The 24,660-nt window shown below is 31.8% G+C and carries 27 protein-coding genes; 8 read left to right on the top strand and 19 right to left on the bottom strand.

Annotated features, from left to right (window positions below; translation table 11 throughout):
* The first annotated feature begins 58 nt into the window (after positions 1 to 58).
* Positions 59 to 559, top strand: a complete 501-nt coding sequence (locus L3X39_RS13845; RefSeq protein ID WP_237232457.1) for a DinB family protein — start codon at positions 59 to 61, stop codon at positions 557 to 559.
* Here the strand turns inward: L3X39_RS13845 and L3X39_RS13840 are convergent.
* From L3X39_RS13840 to rplS, 7 genes are all read right to left on the bottom strand, one after another.
* On the bottom strand, positions 556 to 744 hold the full coding sequence (locus tag L3X39_RS13840) for a DUF6095 family protein (protein ID WP_237232466.1): 189 nt from the start codon (positions 742 to 744) through the stop codon (positions 556 to 558). The two genes, L3X39_RS13845 and L3X39_RS13840, sit on opposite strands and share 4 nt — an antisense overlap.
* Positions 745 to 781: 37 nt before the next feature.
* Entirely contained in the window at positions 782 to 1,603 is an 822-nt protein-coding gene (gene murQ / locus L3X39_RS13835) for an N-acetylmuramic acid 6-phosphate etherase (protein ID WP_237232456.1), read from the bottom strand.
* Positions 1,604 to 1,642: 39 nt separating this feature from the next.
* A complete protein-coding gene (locus L3X39_RS13830; RefSeq protein WP_237232455.1) occupies positions 1,643 to 2,455 on the bottom strand; it encodes a DUF4249 domain-containing protein in 813 nt (270 codons plus the stop codon).
* A 4-nt stretch (positions 2,456 to 2,459) separates the two neighbouring features.
* Positions 2,460 to 4,820, bottom strand: coding sequence for a TonB-dependent receptor (locus tag L3X39_RS13825; RefSeq protein WP_237232454.1), 2,361 nt, complete (start codon positions 4,818 to 4,820; stop codon positions 2,460 to 2,462).
* A 74-nt stretch (positions 4,821 to 4,894) separates the two neighbouring features.
* Complete coding sequence (locus L3X39_RS13820; protein WP_237232453.1) at positions 4,895 to 7,105, bottom strand: NADP-dependent isocitrate dehydrogenase; 2,211 nt, start codon at positions 7,103 to 7,105, stop codon at positions 4,895 to 4,897.
* 426 nt (positions 7,106 to 7,531) lie between these two features.
* A complete protein-coding gene (locus L3X39_RS13815; RefSeq protein WP_237232452.1) occupies positions 7,532 to 7,675 on the bottom strand; it encodes a hypothetical protein in 144 nt (47 codons plus the stop codon).
* Positions 7,676 to 7,963: 288 nt separating this feature from the next.
* The gene (gene rplS, locus L3X39_RS13810; protein ID WP_237232451.1) at positions 7,964 to 8,314 is read right to left on the bottom strand and encodes a 50S ribosomal protein L19; all 351 of its coding nucleotides are present in this window, start codon (positions 8,312 to 8,314) and stop codon (positions 7,964 to 7,966) included.
* 259 nt (positions 8,315 to 8,573) lie between these two features.
* Here rplS and L3X39_RS13805 point away from each other — a divergent pair, with 259 nt between their 5' ends.
* Positions 8,574 to 8,750 carry a hypothetical protein gene (locus L3X39_RS13805; protein WP_237232450.1) on the top strand — a complete coding sequence of 59 codons (177 nt, stop codon included), beginning with the start codon at positions 8,574 to 8,576 and terminating at the stop codon, positions 8,748 to 8,750.
* Here L3X39_RS13805 and trmD read toward each other — a convergent pair.
* The 5 genes from trmD to L3X39_RS13780 form a co-directional block, all read right to left on the bottom strand.
* Positions 8,747 to 9,424 carry a tRNA (guanosine(37)-N1)-methyltransferase TrmD gene (gene trmD / locus L3X39_RS13800; RefSeq protein ID WP_237232449.1) on the bottom strand — a complete coding sequence of 226 codons (678 nt, stop codon included), beginning with the start codon at positions 9,422 to 9,424 and terminating at the stop codon, positions 8,747 to 8,749. The two genes, L3X39_RS13805 and trmD, sit on opposite strands and share 4 nt — an antisense overlap.
* A 127-nt stretch (positions 9,425 to 9,551) precedes the next feature.
* The gene (locus tag L3X39_RS13795; RefSeq protein ID WP_237232448.1) at positions 9,552 to 9,737 is read right to left on the bottom strand and encodes a hypothetical protein; all 186 of its coding nucleotides are present in this window, start codon (positions 9,735 to 9,737) and stop codon (positions 9,552 to 9,554) included.
* A 101-nt stretch (positions 9,738 to 9,838) separates the two neighbouring features.
* Positions 9,839 to 10,465: a tRNA (guanine-N1)-methyltransferase gene (locus L3X39_RS13790; protein WP_237232447.1), complete on the bottom strand. Its 627-nt coding sequence runs from the start codon at positions 10,463 to 10,465 to the stop codon at positions 9,839 to 9,841.
* Positions 10,466 to 10,605: 140 nt separating this feature from the next.
* Positions 10,606 to 12,054: a glyceraldehyde-3-phosphate dehydrogenase gene (locus L3X39_RS13785; RefSeq protein WP_237232446.1), complete on the bottom strand. Its 1,449-nt coding sequence runs from the start codon at positions 12,052 to 12,054 to the stop codon at positions 10,606 to 10,608.
* A 141-nt stretch (positions 12,055 to 12,195) separates the two neighbouring features.
* Entirely contained in the window at positions 12,196 to 13,605 is a 1,410-nt protein-coding gene (locus tag L3X39_RS13780) for a trypsin-like peptidase domain-containing protein (protein WP_237232445.1), read from the bottom strand.
* A 146-nt stretch (positions 13,606 to 13,751) separates the two neighbouring features.
* Here L3X39_RS13780 and dapF point away from each other — a divergent pair, with 146 nt between their 5' ends.
* The 5 genes from dapF (at position 13,752) to L3X39_RS13755 (ending at position 17,778) form a co-directional block, all read left to right on the top strand.
* A complete protein-coding gene (gene dapF, locus L3X39_RS13775; protein ID WP_237232444.1) occupies positions 13,752 to 14,525 on the top strand; it encodes a diaminopimelate epimerase in 774 nt (257 codons plus the stop codon).
* On the top strand, positions 14,522 to 15,046 hold the full coding sequence (locus L3X39_RS13770; RefSeq protein WP_237232443.1) for a GNAT family N-acetyltransferase: 525 nt from the start codon (positions 14,522 to 14,524) through the stop codon (positions 15,044 to 15,046). The genes dapF and L3X39_RS13770 overlap by 4 nt, the downstream gene beginning before the upstream one ends.
* A 4-nt stretch (positions 15,047 to 15,050) precedes the next feature.
* Positions 15,051 to 16,094 (top strand): endolytic transglycosylase MltG, encoded by a 1,044-nt coding sequence (mltG, locus tag L3X39_RS13765; RefSeq protein WP_237232442.1) that lies wholly within the window; start codon positions 15,051 to 15,053, stop codon positions 16,092 to 16,094.
* Between the two features lie 11 nt (positions 16,095 to 16,105).
* Positions 16,106 to 17,005 (top strand): DUF2279 domain-containing protein, encoded by a 900-nt coding sequence (locus tag L3X39_RS13760; protein ID WP_237232441.1) that lies wholly within the window; start codon positions 16,106 to 16,108, stop codon positions 17,003 to 17,005.
* Positions 17,006 to 17,115: 110 nt separating this feature from the next.
* Positions 17,116 to 17,778, top strand: a complete 663-nt coding sequence (locus L3X39_RS13755) for a peptidoglycan-binding protein LysM (RefSeq protein ID WP_379840351.1) — start codon at positions 17,116 to 17,118, stop codon at positions 17,776 to 17,778.
* 3 nt (positions 17,779 to 17,781) lie between these two features.
* On the opposite strand, the gene L3X39_RS13750 is transcribed toward L3X39_RS13755, so the two are convergent.
* Genes L3X39_RS13750 through dnaA form a run of 4 tightly spaced genes read right to left on the bottom strand, consistent with a single transcriptional unit; the run spans position 17,782 to position 21,865 of the window.
* A complete protein-coding gene (locus L3X39_RS13750; RefSeq protein ID WP_237232439.1) occupies positions 17,782 to 18,498 on the bottom strand; it encodes an SAM-dependent methyltransferase in 717 nt (238 codons plus the stop codon).
* The gene (locus L3X39_RS13745; RefSeq protein ID WP_237232438.1) at positions 18,499 to 19,917 is read right to left on the bottom strand and encodes a PQQ-dependent sugar dehydrogenase; all 1,419 of its coding nucleotides are present in this window, start codon (positions 19,915 to 19,917) and stop codon (positions 18,499 to 18,501) included.
* 52 nt (positions 19,918 to 19,969) lie between these two features.
* On the bottom strand, positions 19,970 to 20,425 hold the full coding sequence (locus tag L3X39_RS13740; RefSeq protein ID WP_237232437.1) for a low molecular weight protein-tyrosine-phosphatase: 456 nt from the start codon (positions 20,423 to 20,425) through the stop codon (positions 19,970 to 19,972).
* Positions 20,426 to 20,437: 12 nt separating this feature from the next.
* Positions 20,438 to 21,865 (bottom strand): chromosomal replication initiator protein DnaA, encoded by a 1,428-nt coding sequence (gene dnaA, locus L3X39_RS13735; RefSeq protein ID WP_237232436.1) that lies wholly within the window; start codon positions 21,863 to 21,865, stop codon positions 20,438 to 20,440.
* A 192-nt stretch (positions 21,866 to 22,057) separates the two neighbouring features.
* Between dnaA and L3X39_RS13730 the strand changes: the two genes are divergently transcribed.
* Positions 22,058 to 22,456 (top strand): acyl-CoA thioesterase, encoded by a 399-nt coding sequence (locus tag L3X39_RS13730; RefSeq protein ID WP_237232435.1) that lies wholly within the window; start codon positions 22,058 to 22,060, stop codon positions 22,454 to 22,456.
* Between the two features lies 1 nt (position 22,457).
* Here L3X39_RS13730 and L3X39_RS13725 read toward each other — a convergent pair whose 3' ends face one another.
* The 3 genes from L3X39_RS13725 to ribD are packed head-to-tail and all read right to left on the bottom strand — an operon-like array spanning position 22,458 to position 24,655.
* Positions 22,458 to 23,066, bottom strand: a complete 609-nt coding sequence (locus L3X39_RS13725; RefSeq protein ID WP_237232434.1) for an IMPACT family protein — start codon at positions 23,064 to 23,066, stop codon at positions 22,458 to 22,460.
* A gap of 1 nt (position 23,067) precedes the next feature.
* Positions 23,068 to 23,679: an HAD family hydrolase gene (locus L3X39_RS13720; protein WP_237232433.1), complete on the bottom strand. Its 612-nt coding sequence runs from the start codon at positions 23,677 to 23,679 to the stop codon at positions 23,068 to 23,070.
* Positions 23,672 to 24,655 (bottom strand): bifunctional diaminohydroxyphosphoribosylaminopyrimidine deaminase/5-amino-6-(5-phosphoribosylamino)uracil reductase RibD, encoded by a 984-nt coding sequence (ribD, locus tag L3X39_RS13715; RefSeq protein ID WP_237232432.1) that lies wholly within the window; start codon positions 24,653 to 24,655, stop codon positions 23,672 to 23,674. Before ribD ends, L3X39_RS13720 begins: the two co-directional genes overlap by 8 nt.
* Between the last annotated feature and the right edge of the window lie 5 nt (positions 24,656 to 24,660).

Genomic DNA, 24,660 nt, shown 5'->3' with positions numbered 1-24,660 from the left:
TATTGTAAGACTAATTGAAAATAATTTTAATTAAATTTAATTAGCTATTTTAGTGATTATGAATATCATCATTAAGTCTACCATTGAAACCCTCCAAAAATCTAGAAATTTATTAAGTAGTTTAAGCGATGAAGAATTTTGTAATCATTCAATCCCTCCTTATCATTCAAGTATAGGCTCTCATCTAAGGCATATTTTAGACTTTTATGATTGTATTTTTAATAGAGATTTAAATAATCAAATTGATTTAACTGCAAGAAGTAGAAGTAAAGAGGTAGAGTCAAGTTGTAGTTGTGCTAAAGCATATTTGAATAGTATAATTGATAGGTTAAATACTTTAGAAGTTGAAATGCAAGATAAAATTGTTGTAATTGATGATCTGGGTTTGGGTAAAGTTGAGATTCCTTATACTTTTGGAGGATTATTTGCTCAAGCTACCAGCCATACTATTCATCATTATGCAATTATAAATTATATTTTAGACAGACAAGGATTTTCAATCAATGACGAAAATTTCGGATATAATCCTACTACTCCAAAAGAAGTACCCTTAAACTAAGAGTTTTTATTTTTAAATATACTATTCATTATGGTGTTTATCCCTTTAAACATTAATATAATAGCCGCTATGCAAATCAAACAGCCTACTATTAATAATGGAAAATAAAGGGGTTTTTCTTTGTTACTTAAAGCTAAGTGCAGAAATATTGGGCCTAAAAAAAGACTCAATAAAGCTAATATCATAATTTTGATACCTTTCATGAGTACAGATTTATCAGTTCTATTTTCCTGCATTCGTATAGTTTTGAATAGCTAGTCGAACGTTTTTATATTTGTTAAGAAGCGCTTGAGCCTCAATTTCATTTATATTAAGTGCATCCATTATCATTTTTGTACCTCTGTTAACTAGTTTATTATTACTCAATTGCATATCAATCATTTTACTACCTTTAATATGACCTAGTTGAATCATAGTGGTTGTAGTTATCATGTTAAGCACTAGTTTTTGAGCCGTACCTGCTTTCATTCTGGAACTTCCTGTTACGAATTCAGGGCCAACAATAACCTCGATTGGATAGTTTGCTGTTTGGGATAATGGACTATTGTGATTACATGTAATACACCCTGTAATAATATTGTTTTTGTTGCAATTTTCTAGAGCAGCGATAACATACGGTGTAGTTCCAGATGCCGCAATACCAATAACAACGTCCTTATTTGAAATATTATATTCTTTAAGATCTCCCCAACCTTGGGTTGTTGAGTCTTCAGCAAATTCAACTGCCTTCCTAATAGCAGAATCTCCACCTGCAATAAGACCGATAACCAAATCATGGGGAACACCAAAAGTTGGAGGACATTCAGATGCATCTAAAATTCCTAATCTACCACTCGTGCCAGCACCAATATAAAACAACCTACCACCTTCTTTTAGTTTGTTTACAACGATTTCTACAAGAATTCCTATTTGAGGTAGAGCTTTTTTAACAGCATTGGGAACCGTTTGATCTTCTTTATTAATGTTTTTTAGCAACTCTGAAACACTCATCTTTTCTAGATGATTGTAATTAGAATCCTGCTCAGTAGTCTTGATAAAACTCATAATTCAAAAATAAGTAAAAATATAAGATGGTATTTATATTTATTGAATGGTATAGATAAAAACATCCGTTTCAGAAGCGCGAAAATATCCGAAAGGATAATTACTAAAATTTGTTTGATTTATACAATTACCTCTTACTGTTGCTGGTTGTGTTTGAAAAGGATCACCAGATTGATCATCTGTTTGTTGTAATAAGATATTTAAATATTCGTAATAACGCTGCGATATGCCTGAGTTTCGGATTATCAATTCATCCCCAGCTTCAAGGGTTTCGTCAGAATGAAAGGCAAAAATCTGATTTCCATCTGTAAATTCATCGTCATAGACTTCTAGGTTTTGGGCGCTTGTAGAAGTTTTAATAAACTCAAAGAAATAAAAGTTTTCAATTCCTCCTGGGTCAGTATAAAATGCTTTTATTTCTACTTCATCACCAGCAAATCCGCCATCATTTTTCTGTTCTACGAATTCAATTGGAACAACAGGTATTAATGTTTCGCTAGCTAAATATATTTCATTGTTATAATTGATTGTAAGATTATAGGTCGCTCCAATTTCTGGAATAAACGAATCATTTATATAAACGCCAGAACTTCCTTCTTCAATAAAATTGAAAGTATTATTATTTGAATCTGTAACAATAACCGATGCTCCAGTGGCTGCAGGTATAGTCTCGTCAAAGTAGGGTGCTGTAAGTGAAAGTTTTATAAGTTGAATTTCGCCTTGTGTTCCTTTAATCCAATTGATTGAAGCATCTATAACCAGTCTTGGTTCGGAAGTTTTTAAGTCCACATCAATAACATCTTCACAAGAAACAAAAATTAAACTTAACAGTATGATTACAATTTTTTTCATAAAACTAAAGTTTAAAATTATAGGATATTGATGGAACAATTCCGAAAATAGCCAAACGGGTTGCTTCATTTCTTCCAATATCTGTATTTCTATTAAACGAAATGGAACTGGCGTTTCTTCGATTATAAATATTATAAATGCTAAATACCCAATTACTTTGCAGCTCTTTGCTTTTTTTAGGATTTGGCGTATAATTTAATGAAATATCTAATCTATTATACGTTGGTAACCTATCAGAGTTTCTTCCACTATAACTCGGTATATTCATGCCATTGTAAACATATTGAGCGTTAGGAAAAGTTGTTGGCTGCCCTGTTTGAAATAAAAAATTAGAATTTATTTGCCATTTTTCGTTCCATTGGTAGCTACCCGTAAAGGAAATATCATGTGTTTTATCATAGGGTGTGTTGTACCAATTCCCATTATTTATTCCTAATTCTGTTTCGTTTCTGCCTTTAGTTTGTTGTTCGGATTTTGATAATGTATAAGCTATCCACCCTTTAAACTTGCCTTCATTTTTTCTTAAAAGAACTTCCAATCCATAGGCCCTTGCGCGCCCATTAAGTATTACCTGCTCAATGGCGTTGTTAGCTATTAAATCGGCGCCATCAATATAGTCGATTCTGTTTTTTACAGTTTTATAAAAACTTTCTAATTCTAAAGAATAGTTGCTGTTGAAATTTTTAAAATACCCAACAGCATATTGGTCGAGTAATTGCGGTTTAATATATTTTCCGCTTGGAGTCCATATGTCTAGTGGAGTAGGTGAGTTTGTATTTGAGAGTAAATGTAAATATTGACTCATTCTATTATAACTAATTTTAAAAGAGCTGTTATCTGTTATTTCATATGCTAAAGAAGCTCTTGGTTCTAAATTAAAAAACTTAGCAATAACATCACTTCTTTTAAATGTTTCAGTACCAATGGGTGATGCTTTTTCATAAATTTGAAAATCTTCATTAAATAGTACTGCTTCATCATTTTCATAAACATTGAGTCCATCTTGTCCTAAACGGTGAAATGAACTAAGGCGTAATCCATAAGAAAGCGATATTTTATCAGAAATATTATGTTCTGCGTCTAAATAAATAGCATTTTCAAAAGCATATTTATCAATAAGTTTGAATGGGTTTATACCCGAAGATTCCACAGTTGGTTTTATGTCACCAGGATTAAATCTATGATAAATGCTGTTTAATCCGTATTGTAATTTTATTTTATTGCTTATGTAATGTTTGAAATCGTATTTTAAATTAAAGTTTTGAATGCCTGAAACCCAATCAAATTCAACAAAACTAAGTTCTAAATTATAATAGTAGTCTGAATAAATTAATGAGAGATTTGAAAATAGTTTGTCTGAAAAAAGATGATTCCATCTAAAGTTTAAAACGGAGTTTCCATAAATGTTTTCAAAAGTGTCTTCAATTCTAAAAACATCACGACCAAAATAACCCGACATATAGATATTGTTTCGGTCGTTCAATTTATAACTTAGTTTGGTGTTTAAATCATAGAAGTAAGCAATGTTATTAATATCAAAAAGTGGTAAGAATAAATGTGCGTAACTTGAACGACCAGCCAATAGAAATGAACCTTTTTCTTTAATAATTGGACCTTCGGCAAGTAATCTACTAGAAACTAATCCAATTCCGCCGTTCATATGAAATTCTTTATTATTCCCTTCTTTTTGATAAATGTCTAATACTGATGATACTCTGCCTCCATAACGTGCTGGAATTCCGCCTTTGTAAAGCCTTAAATCTTTTATGGCATCAGGGTTGAAAACCGAAAAGAATCCAAATAGATGTGAAGAGTTATAAATGGTAGCTTCATCTAAAAGTATTAAATTTTGATCTGCACTACCACCACGAACGTTAAATCCTGAAGACCCTTCACCAGCATTTGTAACACCAGGAAGTAAAGTTATAGCTTTGATAATATCGGATTCTCCCAATACAACTGGTATGTTTTTTATGGTGCTAGAAGTGAGTTTGTTAACACTCATTTGAGGTGTTTTTATATTGAGTTTTTCAATATTATCAGTTATAATTACTTCATCTAAATTTTCGAGAGCATCAACAAGACTAAAACTTTTTGTGATGTTTTCTGTGAGAAAAATGGTTTCATAAATAGTTTCGTATCCTAAATAACTAATTATGATTTTATATGTTCCTTCTGGCAAGGTTATAGAATAAAAACCATACTCATTTGTAGTTGCACCTGATTGAATTTCAGGAAAAATTATATTAACCCCGATTAGAGTTTCATTACTTTTTTCTTCGGAAACCGTACCACTTAAAGTGAACTTTTGTTGGGCATTTAAAGAAAAACACAATGTAAAAACAAACCAAAATAGGTTTTTCATGAAAAAAGCAATTTTTTATAAAAGTATAAAAAAAGCTCCTAAATAAGGAGCTTTAAAATATTGTTAAAGTTAAATTAACCTAATATAGCATTAAAAGTTTTGCTAGGTCTCATCACCTGGTTAATGAGAGCTTCATTTGGCTCATAATAACCACCTATACTCACCGCTTTACCTTGAACAGCGTTCAGTTCGTTGACTATGATAGATTCATTGTCTAACAGCTGCTTTGCAATAGGTGTAAATTCAGCTTTTAAAGCTTCATCTTTATTTTGATTTGCCAATTCTTGAGCCCAATACATAGCTAAATAGAAATGGCTACCTCTATTGTCTAATTCACCAGCATTTCTAGAAGGACCTTTTTTATTCTCCAATAATGTTTCAGTAGCATCGTCTAAGGTTTCACTTAAAACTTTTGCTTTATTATTGTTGTTTACTTCGCTATAATGCTCTAAAGAAACTGCTAAAGCTAAAAATTCTCCTAAAGAATCCCAACGTAAGTGGTTTTCTTCAAGTAATTGTTCAACATGTTTTGGAGCAGATCCACCAGCACCCGTTTCAAATAAACCACCACCGTTCATTAAAGGTACAATAGATAACATTTTTGCACTTGTTCCAACTTCTAAAATCGGGAATAAATCAGTTAAATAATCACGTAATACGTTTCCAGAAACTGATATAGTATCTTTTCCTTCTTTAAGTCTTTCACAAGTAAAAATAGTTGCATCTATTGGAGATAAAATTCTTAAGTCTAGATTAGAAGTATCGTATTCCTTTAAATAAGTATTAACTTTTTTAATCAATTCTGCATCATGCGCTCTATTTTTATCTAACCAAAAAACTGCAGGAGTTTCTGATGCTTTGGCACGGGTAATAGCTAGTTTTACCCAGTCTTGAATTGGAGCGTCTTTTGTTTGACACATTCTCCAAATGTCGCCGGTTTCAACATTGTGTTGTAATAAAACATTCCCTGAAGCATCAACAACACGAGCTACACCATTTGATGAAATTTCGAAAGTTTTATCATGCGAACCGTACTCTTCAGCTTTTTGAGCCATAAGCCCTACATTAGGAACTGTACCCATGGTTGTTGGATCAAAAGCGCCATTCTTCTTACAAAAATCAATAGTTGCTGCATAAACACCAGCATAACTACTGTCTGGAATTACTGCTTTTGTATCTTGTAATTTACCTTCAGAATTCCACATTTGCCCCGAAGTACGAATCATAGCTGGCATGGAAGCATCAATTATAACATCGCTTGGAACATGTAAATTGGTAATCCCTTTATCGGAATTTACCATGGCTATAGAAGGCCCATTTTTATAAGTTGCCTCAATATCTGATTCAATTTCTTGTCTTTTTGAATCAGGCAGTTCTTTGATGCGCTCTAAAAGGTTTCCAAGACCAGAGTTTACATTAACTCCAAGTTCTTCGATAACTTTTCCATGCTTTTCAAAAACATCTTTAAAGTATATTTTTACGGCGTGACCAAAAATAATAGGATCACTAACTTTCATCATAGTGCCTTTCATATGTAATGAAAACAACACACCTTGTTCTCTTGCATCGGCTACTTGCTCTTCAAAAAATCTTAACAAGGCTTTTTTATTCATTACGGTAGCATCTATAATCTCTCCTTTTAGTAAGGGGAAGCTATCTTTTAAAACAGTTACATTTCCGTTACTATCTGTATGTTCAATTTTAACATTTGTAGCATCAGCAAGGGTTACAGATTTCTCGTTATGAGCAAAATCACCACTGCTCATTGTAGCAACATGTGTTTTTGAATCGCTAGACCATGCACCCATTGAATGTGGATTTTTCTTAGCGTAGTTTTTCACCGCCTTTGGCGCACGTCTATCACTATTTCCTTCTCTTAGCACCGGGTTTACCGCACTTCCTTTGATTTTGTCGTAGCGTGATTTTATGTCTTTTTCTGAATCATTTCTAGCTTCATCAGGGTAGTTAGGAATATTAAACCCTTGAGATTGTAATTCCTTTATGGCTGCCTTTAACTGAGGAATTGAAGCACTTATATTTGGTAGTTTTATAATATTAGCTTCTGGCTTTTTTGCCAATTCACCAAGCATCATTAAATCATCTGAAACACGTTGATTTTCATTTAAAAAATCAGGAAATACAGCAAGAATTCTGGCTGCTAAAGAAATATCTTTAGTTTCAATATTAATGCCTGAAGATTTTATAAATGCCTGTACAATAGGTAATAAAGATCGGGTTGCTAGCGCTGGTGCTTCGTCAGTTTTTGTGTAAATGATTTTAGACATTGGTGTTATTTTTTTGGAATTATGTTTTGCTATAAAGCCGCATTTTATACACGCCTTGAATTTAGCGTTGCGAATATACAAAAAAATGAACTTTAAAAATAGTCTATAAACTTATGAAAACACTCAGATAAGTTAGTTTTATTATAAAAATAAAAAAGAGGAACAAGGGTAAGAATTCATTAAAAAACAACGCAAAAAGTCGTAAAAAAACAAAAGCCATATCATTGCAGAATTTAATCTACTGTTGACATGGCTTTCTCGAAATAACATAATATAACCTATTTAGTATTTACTACTAAAGTGATTTTAAATTTTCATCTAAATTCATTCAGTTAAATGCTGTTATTTCAACGAAACATTTCAGTAATTTTCAAAATGTATTGACCTATTACCTACATGTTTCAGTAACTGTTTTTCTTGATGCCTTTAGCTCCCTCTTCGCTTGCGCGTTAAATTTGCTATTAGCATTGCTCTTGTTTCAACCCTCGCTTTCGCTAATGTTGCTTTCAAAGCTTTCCACCACCATAGTTTTTGCCTGTTTACACATGCTAGACTACTTTGTGGTTTCATGGTTTGCTATGTACCACGCATACACATGTTATAACAAAACCTCAAAAAACAATTTTTATAAAGAACGTTACCTTATTTAGAAAATAATACAAATTCGTTGTTGAGACGAAACCAAACATAAGTTTGTTATTATTTCTTTTGCTAATTTAGAATTACAAATCAAAAAAACAAACTTTTTAAGATATTAGATATCAACTATTTATGAACCATACTTATTAACAAAAGTTAATAAAAAAAGCCTTGATACGTATCAAGGCTTTTTTGGGCTGTATATGCAGCAATATATTCTTAGTGTCTACTTTCTTTAATTCTAGCTTTTTTACCAGTAAGACCTCTAAAGTAGTAAATTCTTGCTCTACGCACTTTACCACGCTTATTAACTTCAATCTTTTGTAACGCTGGTAAGTTAACAGGAAAAATACGCTCTACCCCAATAGTACCAGACATTTTTCTAATGGTAAAAGTTTCAGATGTTCCTGTTCCTTTTCTTTGAATTACAACACCTCTAAAAAACTGAGTACGCACTTTATCGCCCTCTCTAATTTCATAATAAACAGTAATGGTGTCACCAGCACTAAATTCTGGGAATTCTTTCTTTGTTACAAATTCGTCTTGTATATACTTTACTAAAGATTCCATATCTTTAAAATTATTTAATTAATTCAGAACAACATTCACGATTTTCGCCAGAGGTTAACCCGAAATTGGGTGCAAAAATAAGTATTAATTAATAATTTGCAACGTTTTTATTTATATTTTTTATGGTGTTCCCTTTTGCTTAACAAAAGGTCAGACTAACCGCTGTATCTTTTGCTTGCGCAAAAGGATGTCGCTATTATCCTTAACACTTTTTACTACAATTAATTCATTTTAATAAGTAATTATTTAATTTTACAATATGAAAATGCTCTTATTTAATTACGACCCAACTTTTGAAGAATGGATTACTGTAGGTGGTGGTGTTTTTATTTTATTGTTAGTAGCATTTCTAGTAACAAAGTATACAAAATATGGAGGAGGTAGTAATTATGGAATGACAGGAAAATTTGATGATGACTTCGACGATTATAATTAATCCTTCAACAAATCTGGTCGTCGTTCTTTAGTTCTAAGATAAGCTTGTTCTTCTCGCCATTTTTCAATTTTTACAAAGTTACCACCAAACAGTAGTTCGGGCACTTTCAAGCCTTTATACTCACGTGGTTTAGTATAAATTGGTGGCGCTAGTAAATTATCTTGAAACGAATCGGTAAGGGCAGAGGTTTCATTACCTAAAACTCCTGGTATTAATCTTATAACAGCATCACAAAGTACGGCAGCACCCAATTCACCTCCAGATAAGACATAGTCGCCTATTGATATTTCTCGGGTTATAAAATGGTCACGTACACGTTGGTCAACCCCTTTATAGTGGCCACATAAAATAATGATATTCTCTTTTAATGATAGTTGGTTGGCAATACCTTGTTTTAAAGTTTCGCCATCTGGCGTCATATAAATTACTTCATCATAGTCGCGTTCTGTCTTTAATTTAGAAATACATTTATCAATGGGCTCAATCATCATTACCATGCCTGCACCACCTCCAAATTGTGTGTCGTCAACAGATTTGTAATTATCTGTGGTATAATCTCTTAAATTATGAAAATGAACTTCTACCAAACCAGCTTCAATAGCACGTTTTAAAATAGAAGCCTCAAAAGGACTTTTTAATAGTTCAGGCAAAACTGTAATTATATCAATACGCATAAAGCATTAATTTAAGTGACACAAAGATAAATTAATTAAAAAGATATTTAATAAATGGCGTTTATATAAACAAAAAGGTCGAATCCATTTTATTATGAATTCAACCTTTTTTACCAAATTTTAAGGTTTAAGAAACTTGTGTTTTAAGTTGTTCTTCTTTCAAGTTACAAAACTCATATTCGTTGCTATGAAGCATTTTGGTGTATAAGTTGTCGTTAACTTTTACTGGGATTTTTAAATCTGGGAATTTAATAAAGTAGTACTGTTTTTCTTTCCCAACTAATTGCACTTTTGTTACAGGTTTCTTATCCATAATTTAAATATTTTAAAATTAAACTATAAAAATCAACATGTATATAATTGCAATATTTATTCCAAAACTTCCTTCTTATTTGATTATGAAATTTTGACAGTTTATGCCTTTTTCTGTTTATTAATCTCGTCTTGTAATTGACGTCTAACTTTTTGTTCGCGCTCTAAAGCCGTTTTACGATGCTCATCAAACTCTTCTTCTATTTCTTCAAGAGCTTTTTTTGCATTTCTAGTAATGGCGTTACTGTTTTTAAATTTGTATATAAAAAATAGAAGTAAAGCTAATAAGCCAGCTATAATAGTCCACATTAATACATTATAACCTGTTTTACTCATTTGAGCGCCAAAAAAAGACATACTATTTTTTTCAGCATTTGTTTTGTCTAAAGTTTCCTTAGTAGCACCAAGATTAGATTTTAAATCTGTAATTTCTTTTGCCTGTGCATCAACAATTGCTTGCGTGTCTGCCAAATCTTTGCGAAGAGTTTTTAAAGAATCTATGGCATGGGCGCGTAAAGTAAGTAACATGCTCAGTTTTACAGCCTCATACATTTGTCCGTTAGTACCTCTAAAGTTACCAGATTTTCTAAGAACATATTCAAATTGATTGTCAATAGTACCACTATTCAAAGATAATTTATCTTCGTCATCACTTGTAGTTTGAGCAAAAGAAGTAAAAGTAAATAGGCTAAAAAAGATTAAGAAAACTGCAGATTTAATAGGATTCATTTTTTTGATAGGGTTTAATAGTTTTATTTGGTTTACTAATTTATAAAATATTGTTTACTATACGTCTATAATTAAATAAAAAGCCTCATAAAATGAGGCTAATGTATATACGACTAAATTTATAATTTAGATCTTAGCAATTAATAATACGTATAACGTCTAACTTTAGCAATATATTTTGCAAGCCTAATTACCTGGTGGCTATAACCATATTCGTTGTCATACCATATATATAGGATAATGTTTTTACCATCTTTTCTAACAATGGTAGCTTTACTATCATAAATTGAAGGCGCTGAACTTCCTACGATATCGCTAGAAACAAGTTCATCACTTAATTCATATTTTATTTGTTCAACTAAATCCCCTTCTAAAGCATACTTCTTTAAAATAGTATTTACACCATCAAGAGATGTTTTGTTTTTTAGTTCTAAGTTAAGAATTGCTAACGACCCGTTTGGTACTGGTACACGAATGGCATTTGACGTTAACTTGCCTTCAAGACTTGGTAACGCCTTGGCTACTGCGCTTCCTGCTCCAGTTTCAGTAATAACCATATTTAGTGCTGCAGCTCTACCGCGACGATACTTTTTATGGAAGTTATCGACTAAATTTTGGTCGTTAGTATAAGCATGAATCGTTTCTAAATGACCACTTTTTACACCAAATGAATCTTCAATAGCCTTTAATACCGGTGTAATAGCATTGGTAGTACATGATGCTGCAGAAAAAATGTCGATTAAATCTGGGTCATTTTCTTGATGGTTAACACCATAAACAATATTTGGTACACCTTTCCCGGGTGCGGTAAGTAATACTTTATCAATTCCTTTAGATTTTAAATGTCTGCTTAAAGCATCATGGTCTCTAAAAGCACCTGTATTATCAATAACTAAGGCGTCTTTAATATCAAATTTTGTATAATCTATATCTTCTGGAGCATCTGCTGAAATTATATTTACGGTCGTGCCATTAATAATTAGTGCGCTATTTTTTTCATCTATAATTACGGTACCTGGAAAGTCTCCATGAACAGAATCATTTCTAAGTAATGACGCCCTTTTTTCAAGTGTTTGGTTATCAATATTTCCGCGAGTAACAATAGCTCTTAAACGTAATTGACTTCCTTTTCCTGTACGAGCCATTAACTCACGAGCCACTAAACGACCAATTCTACCAAAACCGTAAAGAACGACATCTTTAGGTTTTATACTATTATTTTTACTAGCATCTTTTAGTTTAGAAGCAACAAAGGCTGTAGTATTATTATGTTTATTATCTTCTAAATGATATTCGTAAGTTAATTTACCGATATCTAATTTTGCTGGCGGAATATTAAGCGTTTTAATTGCTTGAGCAATTTCAACAGAATCAAAAATTGAAATGGGCTTTTGAACAAACTGACCAGCATATTCATGTAAGTTTAAAATTTGACTTACGTTTCTATCGATTAATTGATTTCTGAAAAGCACTAATTCAATTGATTTGTCGTACCACAAATCACTAATTATTTTAATAAATTCTACTGTTGCTTTTCTACGATCAGCCTGAAAAGCTAATTCGTTTTCATAAGTTTTATTAAAACTCATAATTAAATAGTTTAGGTTGTGTTGATAAATTTTTTGCAAAAATAGCACAACTCAAACGTTTTCGTAGCATATTTTTAATAAAAAAATAACCCTTCAAAAATTATTTTTTGAAGGGTTTGAAATTTATTTGGTAATGTTTTATTATCTAAAGTTATAACGTTCTTTTTCGCCATTTTTATTAATAAGCTCAATTCTTAAAGGTTCGTAAGGTGATTTACTTTTTAATGCGTTTTGAGCATCATCAACCGAGTTAATTTTTTTGTCATTTATTGACGTAATTATAGATCCTGTTTCAACACCATTCTTTTTCCAATAGGATTCATATTCATTATTTAACTCAATTATTTTTACACCATTAGTCGCGTTAAGCTTCTTTAAGTCTTCTTTTTTAGCATTCTTAATTCGTCCTACCAATGGTAAAGTGTACGTTTCATTTCTTGTTAAAGTTACTGGAATCGTTTTTAATTTACCATTTTTTGATAGCGTAACGGTTACAACATCACCAACACGTTTTGCATTAATTTGCCCCGTTAAATCAGCAAATTTTGAAACTTTAATATGGTTAATTTCTTTAATAATATCACCTTTTTCAATACCAGCTTTTTCCGCACCTGAATCTTCAACTACTTCAGCCACATATATTCCTTCGGTGTCATTTATACCCAATTCGTCTGCATATCTGCTATTTAAGGCGCCACCACTAATACCAAGAATACCGTTTTGTACATTACCGTATTCCATAATATCTTCAATAACTCTACGAGCAATATTACTTGGTACTGCAAAAGAATACCCAATATAAGATCCTGTTTGAGAGGAAATAGCAGTATTAATACCAATAAGTTCACCATTAGTATTTACCAAGGCACCACCAGAATTTCCTGGGTTTACTGCAGCATCTGTTTGAATGAACGATTGTGCATAAGTTCCTGTAGGATCTAAATTTCTAGCCTTTGCACTTATAATGCCTGCTGTTACTGTGGACGTTAAATTAAAAGGATTACCAACTGCCAATACCCATTCACCGATTTTTGCGTTATCTGAATCAGCAAACGTTACATAGGGTAAATCTTCATCTGCTTCAATTTTTAAAAGAGCAATATCAGTTTTTGCGTCTGAACCTACTATTTCAGCTTTGTAGGTTTTGTTATTATTTAATGTTACCGATAATTCATCCGAGTTATTTATAACATGATTATTTGTAATAATGTATCCGTCAGCATTAATTATAACACCCGAACCTGTTCCCATTTGAGCACGTTGAGGGCTTCTACCAGAAAATAAATCTTGCAGTGTTAATTGTCCTTTACTAATTGATACGTTTTTTACGTGTACCACAGCATTCACAGTATTTTCAGCAGCCACTGTAAAATCTGGATTTTCTGCAGTATTAAATAAATTGCTCACATTATTAGTTGGTAAAAACGCAGGATTTGTTTCCGTTGAAGTTACTACAATAGGTTTATTTTCTTCTAAAAATAGTTTGTAAGCTCCCAGGGTAATAATACCTCCTAATGCCGAAACCAATACTAGGGTTAAAATCTTCTTCATAATTATTAAAATTTAAATATAATATCAACGATTAAAATTAAATATTTATTGAGTTGTTAATCTTCTTTTAACGATTTTTAACTTGGATTTTAACGACTATTTAACAATCAAAAAAACGGTTTATATTCCTATATTTGTGCTTTATTATGCTACAGACTTTTTATAAATATCAAGGAACAGGTAACGATTTTGTGATGATAGATAATCGTCAACAAAAATTCGACAAAAATAATACCAAACATATCGCATTTTTATGTGACAGACGTTTTGGCATAGGGGCTGACGGACTTATTTTATTAGAAAACCATGATGATTTAGATTTCAAAATGGTTTATTATAATGCCGATGGGAATGAAAGTTCTATGTGCGGAAATGGTGGAAGGTGTATTGTAGCTTTTGCTAAACATTTGGGTGTTATTAAAAACAATGCGGTTTTCGAGGCGATTGATGGTTTGCATCAAGCAACTATAGATGAAAATATGGTTAAGCTACAAATGCTGGATGTAAGCACTATTGAAAAGCATGAAAATCATGTCTTTTTAAACACAGGTTCGCCTCATCATGTACAGTTTGAAGATGCTATTGATGATTTTGACATTAGAGCCAAAGGGTCAAAAATTAGATTTGGAGAGCCTTATAATAAAGCAGGGAGCAACGTTAATTTTGTAAAAAGAGTATCTGATTCTACCTTCAGGGTTCGAACCTACGAACGAGGCGTTGAAGATGAAACTTTGTCATGTGGTACAGGTGTTACTGCCGTAGCCATTGCAATGCATTATTTAGGGGAAACTAAAAATAATATTGTAAACCTTAATGTAGAAGGTGGACAATTACAAGTCTCATTTGAAGTTGAAAATAATGAATATAAGAATGTATTACTCATTGGGCATGCAACATTTGTTTTTAAAGGAGAAATATGATTACCTTAAAAGGAGAACATATATACTTACGTGCTTTAGAACCAGAGGATTTAGAGTTTATTCATAGTATTGAAAACGATGAAAATGTTTGGGAAATAAGTAATACCCAGACACCATATTCAAAATTTTTGCTAAAACAATATTTAGAAAATGCCCATAAAGATGTTTTTGAAGTCAAACAATTAAGACTAGTTATTTCAAGTTATGATAATAATGCTTTGGGAATGATTGATTTGTTCGATTTCGATTTTAAAAATAGTAAAGCTGGAGTAGGTATTTTGGTTAAGGAAACTGGAGATAGACTAAAAGGATACGGGAAGGAAGCGCTTAAGCTATTAACTGGTTATTGTTTCACCCATTTAGGATTACATCAATTATATTGTAATATATCTGAAGATAATAAGGCAAGTATTAAACTTTTCACTAATCAAGGGTTCGAAAAAATAGGACTCAAGAAGGATTGGAATAAGGTAAATGGTTCCTTTAAAAATGAATATATGTTTCAATTAATAAATCAATAAATAAATGTATATAAAAAAAATACTTATCGCCATAGTTTTAATTGGGTTAGTGGTTGCTGCTTTTTTTGCAAACTTTGTTTATAAGGCTATGTTAAAACCCAATACGTCATTTAATAATGAAGTGGCCTATGTTTTTATTCCTTCAAATGCAACATATCAGGAAGTAAGGAGTCAATTAATACCTTTGTTAGACGATATAGACTCTTTTGACAATTTAGCTGAAAGAAAAAAGTATACTACTAATATTAAAGCAGGTCGTTTTGAAATTAGAAAAGGGATGAGCAATAATGATATCATCAATTCTATAAGAAGCAAGAATTTACCAATAAAATTGTCTTTTAATAATCAAGAAACGCTAGAAAAGTTGGCAGGTCGTGTGGCAAGTCAGATTGAAGCAGACAGCTTATCGCTTTTAAAAGCTATGAAAGACACCACTTTTTTAAATGAAAACGATTTTAAAGAAGAAACCGTATTGGGAATGTATTTACCTAATAGCTATGAATTTTTTTGGAATACTTCAGCTGAAAGATTTAGAGACAGAATGTTAACAGAGTACAAGCGTTTTTGGACGGAGTCGAGAATGCAAAAAGCACATGATATCGGCTTATCTCCAGATCAAGTAATTGCATTAGCATCAATTGTTTATGAAGAGTCGAAACAGACTAGTGAGCAACCTCGAATTGCTGGTGTCTACATGAATAGATTAAGAATAGGCATGCCACTACAGGCAGACCCAACATTAAAATTTGCTGCATATCAACTTCCGCAATACAAAAATACCGTTATAAAACGTGTTTTAAATATTCATAAAGATATTGAATCGCCATACAACACATATAAAAACTTGGGATTACCACCAGGACTTATCGCTATGCCAGATATTTCAGCCATTGATGCAGTTTTAAACCACGAAAAGCACAATTATTTATATTTTGCTGCCGATGCACAACGTTTAGGTTATCATAAGTTCGCAAAAACACTGGCACAGCATAATGTAAATGCTAGAGAATATCATAGGTATTTATCATCACAAGGTATTAATAGATAGTGAATAATGCCTTGATAAAACATATCATTTTTTTTGTTTTATTACCCATATTAACTTTTTCACAATCTAAATTAGATTCTTTTCTAACAAAAAGCGATAGCTTAAACAAACCTAGACGGAATTTAGTAGTAATTTCTGAAGCTTCTTTCGCTGGAATAACGCTTATTGGACTTAACCAACTTTGGTATTCAGATTTTGATAGGTCTAAATTCCACACCATTAATGATAATGATGAGTGGTTGCAAATGGATAAGTTTGGACATGTGTTTACTTCGTATCAACTAGGTAAACATGGTGCTCAATTATTAGATTGGAGCGGGGTAAGTGAAAAAAATCAACTGCTTTACGGTGCTACTTTGGGTTTTACATTTTTAACAGCTGTAGAGGTGCTTGATGGTTTCTCAAAGGAATGGGGGTTTTCTTGGGGTGATATTGCAGCTAATGGAGCAGGTACAGGACTGTATATTGGGCAAGAATTACTATGGAAAGAACAAAGAATAGCCTTAAAATATTCTTTTCATCAAACAAAATATGCTTCACAACGTCCAGATAAGCTAGGTTATACGTATCTAGAGCAAGCTTTGAAAGATTATAATGGGCAAACTTATTGGTTGAGTTTTAATTTACATTCGTTTTTTAAAAATAGTAAGATTCCAAAATGGTTAAATATTGCAATAGGGTATGGCGCTGAAGGTATGCTTACGGGTGTTGAAGATATTGACAACCAAGTGTTAACAAGTAATTCGCGTTACAGGCAATACTATTTGAGTTTTGATGTAAATTTGAATGGCATTAGAACAAATTCAAAATTGTTGAAGTCTATTTTTGATGTTTTTAATATGATAAAAATACCATTTCCGACATTAGAAATTAATAAAAATGGAGGTGTTTTTCATCTATTCTACAATTAAAAATAGCACATAAACGATTAGTTTTGATAGTATTAAAAAAAAATGTAATTTTGCACGCTCAAATTTCAAGGTGTATTTTGTTTTAAAATATGCTAAAAAAATTTAAAACTATGGTAAGAAATATTGCAAGTTATATTACAATAGCACTTACAATATGTATACTAGTACATATTTCGTTTCGCTCAAATGAAACAATTGATTTAAGCAAGTACTCTACTAAGGGTTTAAACTTAGATTATAATGTAAATGATGGTATAGATGAAAATAAAAATCTTATAGCTTCAAATACAGCTCCTGATTTTGAATTTTCTCCATACTTAGGTAAATCATTTGTAGGCTTTAAAGAAGCTTTAGCTTTTAAAGAGTCAGGTGGTAATTATTTTTCGGTTAATACTTATGGGTATTTAGGAAAATATCAATTTGGTACTGAAACATTAAAAATGATTGGAATTAAAAACCCAGATCAATTTTTAAAGAACCCAAGTTTACAAGAAAAAGCATTTATTGCTAATACAGCTCGTAACAAATGGATTCTAAGACGTGATATTAAGAATTTTGTTGGTAAGCGTATTAATGGAATCATTGTTACAGAATCTGGAATTTTAGCAGCTGCACATTTAGCTGGCCCAGGTAGTGTAAAAAATTATTTAAGAAGTTATGGATTAGATAATTTTGCTGATGGATATGGTACGACGGTTCATTATTATATGAAACGTTTTTCTGGATATGACACATCATTTATAAAACCAGATAGACTAGCAAAAGCTATGTAAAATTTAGTTTTTATGAATAATAAATATGGTAGGTCTTTTATGAAGGTCTACCATATTTTTTTTCCAAGAGTTTGCTGATTGTGTTTTTATAAATTCTGATGAAAGTGTTATGTCACAAGCAACGCAAATATTAGTATTGTTTTCTAAATAAGATGCTAAGTCTTCCAGCATATTATTATTTCTATAAGGTGTTTCAATAAATACCTGTGATTGATTGTTTTCAAATGACAACCTTTCCAATCGCTTAATTTCATTTTTTCTTTCACCTTTGTCAATAGGTAAATATCCATTAAAAGCAAAACTTTGTCCGTTCATTCCAGAACTCATAATAGCCAGTAAAATGGATGACGGTCCTACCAAAGGAACTACTTTAATATTTTTTTCATGTGCTATTTTTACAACATCTGCTCCAGGATCAGCAATACCAGGACAACCAGCTTCTGATAATAAGCCAACATCAACGCCATTAGTGCATGGTTCTAAAAAAGTGGGTAACTCAACTTCATTAGTGTGTTTATTCAATAAAAATAATTTAAGAGAAGGTTGCGATTTTTCTGGACATATGCTTTTTATGAAACGTCTAGCTGTTTTTTCGTTTTCTACTATAAAAGTATTTGTTTTTTCAATCGTCTGTTTAACTGAAATAGGCAATACCTCTAACGGATTAGTATCGCCTAAAGTGGTTGGAATAAGGTATAATTTACCTAATAGGTTTTTCATTTAATTAATAATGAGTTTTTTAGTAGTTTTTGGTTTGTTCTTTAAACTGATTTCTAAAAAATATATACCACTTTTAAAGTTATGGGTTGAAATATTAAGTACTTTTTTAAATGGCTTTGAAATATCTGTCACTTTTTGCCCTTGAATGTTATAAATAGAAACGAATTCAACATCATTAAATCGATTATCAAAATCAATAAAAATGCTTTCTTTTGAGGGGTTTGGGTATAATTTAAACTTAAAAGAATCAGTTTCTGATGTACTTAAATTAGCATCTGTAATTTTATACACATTTCCACCACCAGCAATATAAAGTTCACCATTAACATCTTCTCCAAAAGTTGTCCATCCATGAGTGATATTAGGAGTCTGCATAGTCATTGACCATTGGTATGACCCTATATCGGTTAAAATTCCAACCTCTCTAGTACAATAATCAGCAAAGAAATATTTACCTACAAAGCTAGAATAAGTTGAACCTCTGTAAACATAGCCACCAGTAACTGATCCAGAGCACCCGCTGCCAACATGAGGGTATTCTGCAACAGGCCTAATAGTCGCGCTAAAACCTCCAGCTGGACAATTACCAGTACTGTTATATACATGGTTGTCACCTTCATAACATCTCCAACCATAGTTATCTCCCGGACTGCCATAACCTGTAACTTTATTTATTTCTTCATAAGCATTCTGACCCACATCGGCAATCCACAAATCGCCATTAGATTTATCAAAAGAGAATTTCCATGGATTCCTCAACCCAATGGCAAAAATTTCTGGTCGTGGGTCATTGGAACCATTTGCTGAACTTGAAAAGGGGTTGCTGACTGGAATACTATATGTTGCTCCACTAACATCAATTCGTAAAAGCTTTCCTAAAAGTGTCGTAGTGTTTTGTGCTCTATCTCCAGGGTCGCCTCCGCTGCCGCCATCACCCGTAGATATAAATAAAAAACCATCAGTTCCAAAAGCCATTTTTCCGCCATTATGATTGCTAAAAGGTTGACTAATAGTTAGCAAGATTGTTTCTGAGGTATTTGCAATATCTGGGTTTGCACTTACAGTATATCGCGCAATTATACTATTTGGTTGCGAAGTACTTGAATTATCAGTATAGCAAACATAAAATCTACCTGAAGTTGTATAGTCCGGTGCAAAAGCTAAACCAAGTAAACCACGCTCGCCACCAGAGCCCACTTTCGAGCTTATATCTAGAAAAGGGGTTGCGTTCACCATTCCATTTGAATTAAGTATTTTAGTGACGCCAGCTTGTTCTACAATAAAAAGTCTATCATCACCAGCATGAGTAATCTCGACAGGGCTAGAAAAGCCAGTTCCAAATGATTGCAATTCAATTGTTTGAGAAAAACACAATAAATTAAAACTGCAAAAAAATAAAATAAGTTGTAGAAGTTTCATAAAGCAGCTTTTTATGTAAAGTTAATAAATATGCTGCTATTTTAAATGTATATTAATGATTTAGCTTTTGGACTATTATATCACATGCTTCGTCTAACATCTTGTAAACATTCTCAAAACCTTCATCACCGCCGTAGTATGGATCTGGCACGTCATAATTTTGATTCGGATAGACTTCATTTAAAATGAATTTTACTTTAGCAATATCCTCATCATTTCTAGCTATTTTTATGACATTTTTGAAATTTGATTCATCCATGACATATATTAAATCGAACGCATCAAAATCTGAAGCATTAAATTGACGACCTTTTAAATTTGAAATATCAATGCCATATTTTTTGGCTACCGCAATAGAACGTTTATCAGGAGGATTTCCAATATGGTAATTGGCTGTTCCAGCAGAATCAACGGTAAAAGAATCTTTAGAAAGTTTTGATTTTAAAATACCTTCGGCTAGTGGAGAACGACAAATGTTTCCCAAGCAAACCATTAGAATTTTAGTCATTATGAAAAGTTTTTAAACGGAAAGTTTTTTGGTAATATCCTCAACGTATTTTCTAAACTGCTTATCGGTTGAAGATAAATTATCTACAGTTTTACAAGCATGTAAAACAGTTGCATGATCACGTTTCCCTATTTGAGAACCAATACTTGCTAAAGATGCTTTAGTGAATTTTTTAGCAAAAAACATAGCCAATTGTCTCGCTTGTACGATATGGCGTTTTCTAGTTTTTGATTGTAAAGTGTCAATATCCATTTGGAAGTAATCGGACACCACTTTTTGTATATAATCTATAGAAACTTCGCGTTTCGTATTTTTAACAAATTTCTCAACAATAATTCTTGCTAAATCTATAGTGATTTCCTTTTTGTTGAATGAGGATTGAGCGATTAAAGAAATGATCGCTCCTTCAAGTTCTCTTACATTAGTTTTAATGTTTTTTGCAACATATTCAATAATCTCATCAGGCATTTCAACACCATCACGATATAATTTATTTTTTAAGATTGAAACTCTTGTTTCAAAATCAGGGTTTTGTAATTCAGCAGATAACCCCCATTTAAAGCGAGATAGTAAACGTTGTTCAATATCTTGCATATCCACAGGTGCTTTGTCACTTGTTAAAATAACTTGCTTGCCGTTTTGATGTAAATGATTGAATATGTGGAAGAAAACGTCTTGAGTTCCTGTTTTTCCAGAAAGAAATTGCACATCGTCAATAATCAACACATCAATAATCTGATAAAAATGAATGAAATCATTTCTATTATTTTTCTTTACTGCCTCAATATACTGTTGAGTAAACTTTTCAGCAGAAATATATAAAACCGTTTTTTCTGGATATTTATCTTTAATATCAACACCAATAGCATGTGCTAAATGTGTTTTCCCTAAACCTACACCACCAAAAATTAATAGAGGATTAAATGAGGTGCCACCTGGTTTTGCTGCAACCGCTAAACCGGCACTTCTTGCTAATCTATTAGAATCACCTTCTAGGAAATTTTCAAAACTGTAATTAGGATTTAATTGAGATTCAATCTTTACATTTCTAATACCTGGAATAACAAAAGGATTTCGTAATTCTGGGTTTTTATTATTTAAAGGAACATCAACATCCTGGGATTTTAAAGCACTTCTATTTGAACTAGGGATTTTTTCGGTAAAAGGTTGTTTGTTACCATAGGTGTTTTCCATTTTAATTATGTAAACAAGTTTGGCACTTTCACCTAATTCTTTAGTAAGAGAAACTTTAAGGATTTTAACGTAGTGTTCTTCAAGCCATTCATAAAAGAATTTACTGGGAACTTGAATACTTAGAGCTTTATCAGTGAGTTTAACTGCAACTATGGGTTCAAACCAAGTTTTATAAGCTTGCGGTTGAATATTATCCTTTATAAATTCCAGACAATTATTCCATACCGATTGCGCAGTTACACTCATTTGTTAATTTATTTGGTTTTCTTAGTTAGTTAGAATTGTTATGAAAATGACATTTTCATATCCCCCTTTTATAGTGAGGCAAATATGTGAACAAAATTCTAAAAAAAAAAATGAATTGCTATTGAATTTCTAGATTTTTTTTCTCATGTTTAGCCCTTTGCCGAAACTACAAAAAAATATTTAGATTTGCCCATGAAATTCGATGAAATACAAATAAGAGTGAGATATGGCGAAACAGACCAGATGGGAGTGGTACATCATGGCAATTACGCATTATATCTTGAAATGGGGCGAATTGAGTGGTTGAGGAAATTAGGGATTTCTTACAAATCAATGGAAGAAAGTGGTGTCATGTTACCTGTTGTTTCTTTAAGCATAAACTATAAAAAATCAGCGGGTTATGACGATGTAATTAATGTAAAAACTCAACTTAAAAATACACCTACTGCAAAGATTGAATTTGACTATAAAATTACGAATGAATTAGGTGAAATTTTAACAACTGCTAGTACCACTTTGGTATTTATCGATATGAAAACTAATCGACCAATAAAAGCACCCGATTATATACTAAAAGCTATTGAAAGTTAGTTTATAGCGTTTTAATGTTTATTTCAAATAGGTTATTGAAAATATCATAAATTGATTCTGCTTCTTTTTTTCTGACTGAAATCATTATTTGACAACCGATTTCAAATTTTTGATTTATTATATTTAGTTGCTTTTCTTTTAAAATGCGCATAACTGTATTCATGTTTTTGTAATCAAAACTTATAAGAAAATCAACGTTTATAGTCTTTTCAATAATTTTAGCTTCTTCCAAAACCAATTGCGCGGCAGTCCTGTAAGCATTTATTAAACCACCAACCCCTAATTTTACACCTCCAAAATATCGAACAACCACAACTAAAATATTGGTAACTTCAAATGATTGTATTTGTCCGTAAATTGGCATTCCAGCACTATTATAAGGTTCACCGTCGTCACTGGCGCGATACTCAATGTTCTCAGTTCCTAGTTGGTAAGCATAGCACCAATGTCTTGCAGCAGAATGTTCCTTCTTTAAAACATCAAGATGCTCTCTTACATCTACTTCATTGCTAACAGGAAATGCGTAACCATAAAATTTACTTTTCTTATCCTTAAACAAAATTGGTTCTGGGGCAACGGTTATCGTATTATATGTATCCTTTTCAGTCAATTTAGAGCAAGTCGCTTTTAGTTTTGAGTAAATTGGTTACATCTTCGGAGTTGGGGTTGATGTGCCATGTCTTAAAACCTAACTGTTTAGCCGTATTAATGTTATCTAAATTGTCATCAATAAAAAGGCATTCGTTGGCTTTTAAATTATTTTTATTCAAAACAAACTCAAAAATATCTTGATTAGGTTTTCGTAGTTTAATCTCTTGGGATAAATAAAACGAATCAAAACATTGTTTGAAGTCATCATAAAAGGAAATATCTTCTTTAATCCAATTTATGTGAAGCTCATTAGTGTTACTTAAAAGGATTAGTTTATATTTTGAAGTATTTTTTAACGCCTTTAAAAAGGTTAACCTGTGTTCAGGAAAATCTTTGAGAATATAATTCCAAACTTCAATTAATTCTTCTTCTGAAAGTTCAGGGAAATTGTTTCTATAAAACTCGACAAACTCGTCGGTAGAAATAAGACCTTGCTCATAAAAGCTATTAAATGCGATCATTTCTTCTGAGAAAGAATCAACCCCAAATTTTTCTAGAGCATATTTTTTTGCGCCTTCAATATCAAGATTAATAAAAACGTTCCCAAAATCGAAAATAATGGTTTTAATCATTCATATAAGTTTTAAGAATATCAGAATCAATCTGTTCTTCAGAAATCAATTTACCCGAAAAATTAGGGGATTTTATACCTTTTTGAAATGATGAAGCTCCTGTAAAAACCCTCGCTTCATCCCAAATATTTTCATCAATAAACATTTGCAGTGTTTTGGAGCCTCCTTCAATTATTATTGAATTGATATCTTTTTCGTGCAGTTTTTTACAAATCCCTTTAGCTGAATTTTCCTTTAATAACATAGTTACAGCTTCGGCATTAAAGACATTAAAATCTTTTGATAATATTTCTTTTTTATCTAAAACCACACGAACAGGATTTTTACCAATCCAATGTCTAGCCGTTAAGCTCGGGTTATCTTCTAAAACGGTATTGGTACCAACTAAAATAGCTTGTTCTTCCGCACGCCATTTATGCACTAACTGTTGAGAATATTCATTTGTGATCCAAACAGGTTTTTTTTTGCTTTTGGTTTCTGGAGCAATAAATCCATCTTTGGTTTGTGCCCACTTTAAAATGATATAGGGTCGTTTTTTATTGTGAAATGTAAAAAAGCGTTTGTGATGAGTTTTACATTCTTGTTCCAAAACTCCTATAGTGACGTTTACACCACCATTTTTGAGTTTTTCAATCCCTTTTCCAGCTACTTTTTCATTATCATCAACACAACCAATAACCACATTTGGTATATTATATTTTATAATTAAATCGCTACAAGGTGGTGTTTTTCCATAATGCGAACAGGGTTCTAAAGTAACATAAAGAATTGCCTCTTTTAATAAGTCTTTATTTTTAGTAGAATTTATGGCATTTACTTCAGCATGATTACCACCGTAAGCACTTGTAAAACCTTCTCCGATAATTTTATTATTATATACAATAACACAACCAACCATGGGATTCGGTCGAGTAGTTCCCAAACCATTTTTTGCAATTTCTAGGCAGCGTTTTATGTATTTTTCATGTATATTCACAGCTA

Source organism: Flaviramulus multivorans (assembly GCF_021728415.1).
Taxonomy (GTDB): domain Bacteria; phylum Bacteroidota; class Bacteroidia; order Flavobacteriales; family Flavobacteriaceae; genus Sabulilitoribacter; species Sabulilitoribacter multivorans.
This window is presented reverse-complemented; position numbering and strand designations above follow the sequence as displayed.

Bases quoted from the DNA above. Each gene is read 5' to 3' on its own strand.
- L3X39_RS13770 (WP_237232443.1), top strand. From the start codon at position 14,522: ATGATTACCTTAAAAGGAGAACATATATACTTACGTGCTTTAGAACCA.
- L3X39_RS13820 (WP_237232453.1), bottom strand. From the start codon at position 7,105: ATGTCTAAAATCATTTACACAAAAACTGACGAAGCACCAGCGCTAGCA.
- L3X39_RS13755 (WP_379840351.1), top strand. From the start codon at position 17,116: ATGGTAAGAAATATTGCAAGTTATATTACAATAGCACTTACAATATGT.
- mltG (WP_237232442.1), top strand. From the start codon at position 15,051: ATGTATATAAAAAAAATACTTATCGCCATAGTTTTAATTGGGTTAGTG.
- L3X39_RS13840 (WP_237232466.1), bottom strand. From the start codon at position 744: ATGATATTAGCTTTATTGAGTCTTTTTTTAGGCCCAATATTTCTGCAC.
- dapF (WP_237232444.1), top strand. From the start codon at position 13,752: ATGCTACAGACTTTTTATAAATATCAAGGAACAGGTAACGATTTTGTG.
- L3X39_RS13825 (WP_237232454.1), bottom strand. From the start codon at position 4,820: ATGAAAAACCTATTTTGGTTTGTTTTTACATTGTGTTTTTCTTTAAAT.
- L3X39_RS13740 (WP_237232437.1), bottom strand. From the start codon at position 20,425: ATGACTAAAATTCTAATGGTTTGCTTGGGAAACATTTGTCGTTCTCCA.
- L3X39_RS13805 (WP_237232450.1), top strand. From the start codon at position 8,574: ATGAAAATGCTCTTATTTAATTACGACCCAACTTTTGAAGAATGGATT.
- L3X39_RS13730 (WP_237232435.1), top strand. From the start codon at position 22,058: ATGAAATTCGATGAAATACAAATAAGAGTGAGATATGGCGAAACAGAC.
- L3X39_RS13795 (WP_237232448.1), bottom strand. From the start codon at position 9,737: ATGGATAAGAAACCTGTAACAAAAGTGCAATTAGTTGGGAAAGAAAAA.
- murQ (WP_237232456.1), bottom strand. From the start codon at position 1,603: ATGAGTTTTATCAAGACTACTGAGCAGGATTCTAATTACAATCATCTA.
- L3X39_RS13815 (WP_237232452.1), bottom strand. From the start codon at position 7,675: ATGAAACCACAAAGTAGTCTAGCATGTGTAAACAGGCAAAAACTATGG.
- trmD (WP_237232449.1), bottom strand. From the start codon at position 9,424: ATGCGTATTGATATAATTACAGTTTTGCCTGAACTATTAAAAAGTCCT.
- L3X39_RS13745 (WP_237232438.1), bottom strand. From the start codon at position 19,917: ATGAAACTTCTACAACTTATTTTATTTTTTTGCAGTTTTAATTTATTG.
- L3X39_RS13790 (WP_237232447.1), bottom strand. From the start codon at position 10,465: ATGAATCCTATTAAATCTGCAGTTTTCTTAATCTTTTTTAGCCTATTT.
- rplS (WP_237232451.1), bottom strand. From the start codon at position 8,314: ATGGAATCTTTAGTAAAGTATATACAAGACGAATTTGTAACAAAGAAA.
- L3X39_RS13785 (WP_237232446.1), bottom strand. From the start codon at position 12,054: ATGAGTTTTAATAAAACTTATGAAAACGAATTAGCTTTTCAGGCTGAT.
- L3X39_RS13830 (WP_237232455.1), bottom strand. From the start codon at position 2,455: ATGAAAAAAATTGTAATCATACTGTTAAGTTTAATTTTTGTTTCTTGT.
- L3X39_RS13780 (WP_237232445.1), bottom strand. From the start codon at position 13,605: ATGAAGAAGATTTTAACCCTAGTATTGGTTTCGGCATTAGGAGGTATT.
- L3X39_RS13720 (WP_237232433.1), bottom strand. From the start codon at position 23,679: ATGATTAAAACCATTATTTTCGATTTTGGGAACGTTTTTATTAATCTT.
- L3X39_RS13845 (WP_237232457.1), top strand. From the start codon at position 59: ATGAATATCATCATTAAGTCTACCATTGAAACCCTCCAAAAATCTAGA.
- dnaA (WP_237232436.1), bottom strand. From the start codon at position 21,865: ATGAGTGTAACTGCGCAATCGGTATGGAATAATTGTCTGGAATTTATA.
- L3X39_RS13750 (WP_237232439.1), bottom strand. From the start codon at position 18,498: ATGAAAAACCTATTAGGTAAATTATACCTTATTCCAACCACTTTAGGC.